4 protein-coding genes and 1 pseudogene are annotated in these 2,773 nt (G+C 54.2%); all 5 read left to right on the top strand.

What is annotated here, in order from left to right:
- On the top strand, positions 1 to 208 hold a 208-nt coding region (locus WCA53_RS23675; protein ID WP_423916198.1), incomplete at its 5' end, for a PepSY domain-containing protein.
- Positions 209 to 306: 98 nt separating this feature from the next.
- Entirely contained in the window at positions 307 to 792 is a 486-nt protein-coding gene (locus WCA53_RS23670) for a hypothetical protein (RefSeq protein ID WP_423916196.1), read from the top strand.
- A complete protein-coding gene (locus WCA53_RS23665) occupies positions 793 to 1,110 on the top strand; it encodes a PAAR domain-containing protein (protein ID WP_423916194.1) in 318 nt (105 codons plus the stop codon).
- A gap of 3 nt (positions 1,111 to 1,113) precedes the next feature.
- Positions 1,114 to 2,352: a hypothetical protein gene (locus tag WCA53_RS23660; protein ID WP_423916191.1), complete on the top strand. Its 1,239-nt coding sequence runs from the start codon at positions 1,114 to 1,116 to the stop codon at positions 2,350 to 2,352.
- Positions 2,349 to 2,773, top strand: a pseudogene (locus WCA53_RS23655) (ImcF-related family protein); the annotation flags it as partial. The gene WCA53_RS23660 and the pseudogene WCA53_RS23655, both read left to right, overlap by 4 nt.

The following is a 2,773-nucleotide window of genomic DNA, read 5'->3' as shown; positions in this document are numbered from 1 at the left end:
GAGGTTGGTGGTTACGAACAAGGCTTACTTATATGACGAGCCATCAGCCTTGAGGCATGGCACGACCTATGTAATGAGAGGTGATTACGTAAAGCTTGTGAGGATTTATCCAGATTTAAGATTTTGGGAAGTGAAATTCTCTGCGTATAACGGAAAAATTATCGATAAGTGGATTGATTGCCAGGACATTGATTTTTGTGCGAAGTAATTCGAAATGGTTCAATCTAAAAGATTGAAACTTCGGTGGCGCAGACCGGAGGAGTTTGGATTTTTTCACGATCACCTTGGAGAATTCGGCGAAAGGACATGATAAAAATCCAGTTTATCGTTATTTCATTAATTAATTTGATTGCCGCTTCGAACGTCAACGCCGAAGGAATGTGCAAGGACGGTGAAACGGTGATATTTAATTGTGAGACAAAAAAATCTGTCTCGTCACTGTGCCAATCAACGGACACAGGCGTTTTTTCGTATCGAAATGGCGCTGGCAGCAAGATTAATCTGGAGATTTCAGATAGAGGCACACGTAAGGGACAGGTTTTTTATTCCTCCAATACTCCATATGCTGGCGGTGGAGAGGCGCATATACGATTTTTTAAATCTGGATATACATACTATTTATTCGATAAGTCCATCAAAACCGATGACGGCCCTACTTTCTCCGCTGGCGTGGTCGTGTACCGAGGTGAGAGGAAAATCTCTAACCTGATATGTAACAACGATGCCTCAATTCGCCAGAATGCATACGGTGACATTACCAAAGAGAGTTATCGACATATCGAGTCAGAATAGTTGCGTTTATTGTTAAAAAAACAGATTTGCAATGGTGTTTTAATTTTTGAAGGCTATCGAATGAAAAAACTGACATACGAAGGCGATAACACAAGCCACGGCGGAAAGATCCTCACGGGTTCTGACCGCATCAAGGTCAAGGGACGGCGTGCTGCGCGCGTTGGCGATAAGGTGTCCTGCCCGATCCACGGCGACAACGAAATCATCGAAGGAAGCAGCCGGATGAAGGACGGCACCATTCCGCTTTCGCGCGAGGATGACCACACACGATGTGGCGCCTACCTTATCGGGTCGTCAGATGGCGCGCGGGTTCGATAACTGATGCCCGTTGACTTCAATCGCATCCCGCCGCGGGTAAGCGTTCCGCCTCCGCCACAACCTTCGAAGCCGGTATGGGCTGCCCTGCTGTTGATGGTGATGTGCGCAGGCGCCGCGCTGACGATCACGCTGTGGCCACCGGGTCGTCCCACGAATACGCCCTGGTTCTGGATCTGCGTGGCCGGCTATCCGCTGCTCGTGTGGGCCTTTTTGCTGTTCTCGCGGCTCGGGTACGGCCATGCTCGGCGTAACGAAGCGATCGCGACCAATCGCGTCAGTGAGCAAGCCGAACAGTCGTGCCACGCGGTTGCGAGCAGGCCGCTTGCGATCTTGGGCAATGCGTGGTGTTTCTCTTCGAACGACGCAGAAAATCTGCTGGAAAGTGTGCGTGACGGCTCGGTGCAAGTCACAGCGCGGCCGAGCCGCGCTGTGACTGATAACGATGTTGTTGCACGCTGGATTGAAATTCCCGATGAGCCGTTTCGTCCCGGCAACGCGCTGGACGAACACGCACGACACAGAGCTGTCTGCGAATGGCTCCTCCACCGACTGATTGGCAATCTCACCAAGCAGCTGAATGCCCTTCCAGCGCGGACCTCACTTCACGTCGAGTTGCATCTGCGTTCGAAGCTTGAATTTGCGTTGGTGCGAACGCGACTGCAGGAGCTGCTCGTTAAGAAAGCGCCTGCGCTGAGTGTAAAGACCGTTGAGAACGAACGAGGGGTCCCGCTGTTCAGCACCGACGCATGGCTCGACGATCGGGACTTCGGTGTCGCGCATCTGGTCGTCGCGATCGAGCTTCGCAATGCCATCAGCCAAGTGTTGAGTGACGGCGTTGCGGAAGTGGGCGCGGCGCTGCTGTTCGGACATCCGCGTCTTGCGCAAGCGGCAATGCCGCCCACGCTACGTCTACATCGTCCTGCAAGAGGCGGCCTGGATACGATCGCCGACATGGTTGGACTCGCGACACGCTGGGGCCAGACGACGATCGAACAGGTGAGCACGGCGTGGGTACATGGCGCCTCCAGCGAGCAGGCAAGCGCAATTAAGAAATCGGCCTCGTTGCCCGAACAAACGAAGTGGATAGCACTTGATACGACAGTCGGCGCCTGCTCGAGTAGCGGCGCATGGCTCGCGGCCGCGCTTGCAGCCGCGAATGCAGAGTCGACTGGTGATCCCCAACTGGTACTGAGCCATCACGATGGGGAGCTGGTCGCCCTCGTGTGCAGACAACAGATATGAACGAACACAAAACACCACCGGTCGGGCTCTTTATTGGCATCGCGATCTGCATTGTCTTCCTTGCACTCGGCGTCGCAGCATGGGTTGAGGGCCCGCGCTACGGATGGTCTCACGACACGTGGATCGTCGTCGAACTGTGCCTGCTATGTGCCCTGCTGTTGTCGATAATATTCGTGAAGTACTTTGAGGCGGTCCTGCTCTGGATCGCCTCACTAAGAGCGGCACGATGGTTCGCCCGCTACGATGTGCATAAACGGGCAGAGACCCGTATTGAGAATGATGCATCCGTCGACGTGAAAACACACGATCCCGCGACCGCGTTACGCGACACCCTTCGCGAACGTCACGGCTGGCGCTGGCGATACCGGGATCGATGGGTAGCGGTTGCAGGAGACGAAGCGCTCATCGAGCGCCTCTCACC

The organism is Caballeronia sp. (assembly GCF_049581465.1).
Classification (GTDB): Bacteria; Pseudomonadota; Gammaproteobacteria; order Burkholderiales; family Burkholderiaceae; genus Caballeronia.
This window is presented reverse-complemented; position numbering and strand designations above follow the sequence as displayed.

Coding starts and splice junctions, on each gene's coding strand:
- WCA53_RS23670 (WP_423916196.1), top strand. CDS start 307: ATGATAAAAATCCAGTTTATCGTTATTTCATTAATTAATTTGATTGCC.
- WCA53_RS23660 (WP_423916191.1), top strand. CDS start 1,114: ATGCCCGTTGACTTCAATCGCATCCCGCCGCGGGTAAGCGTTCCGCCT.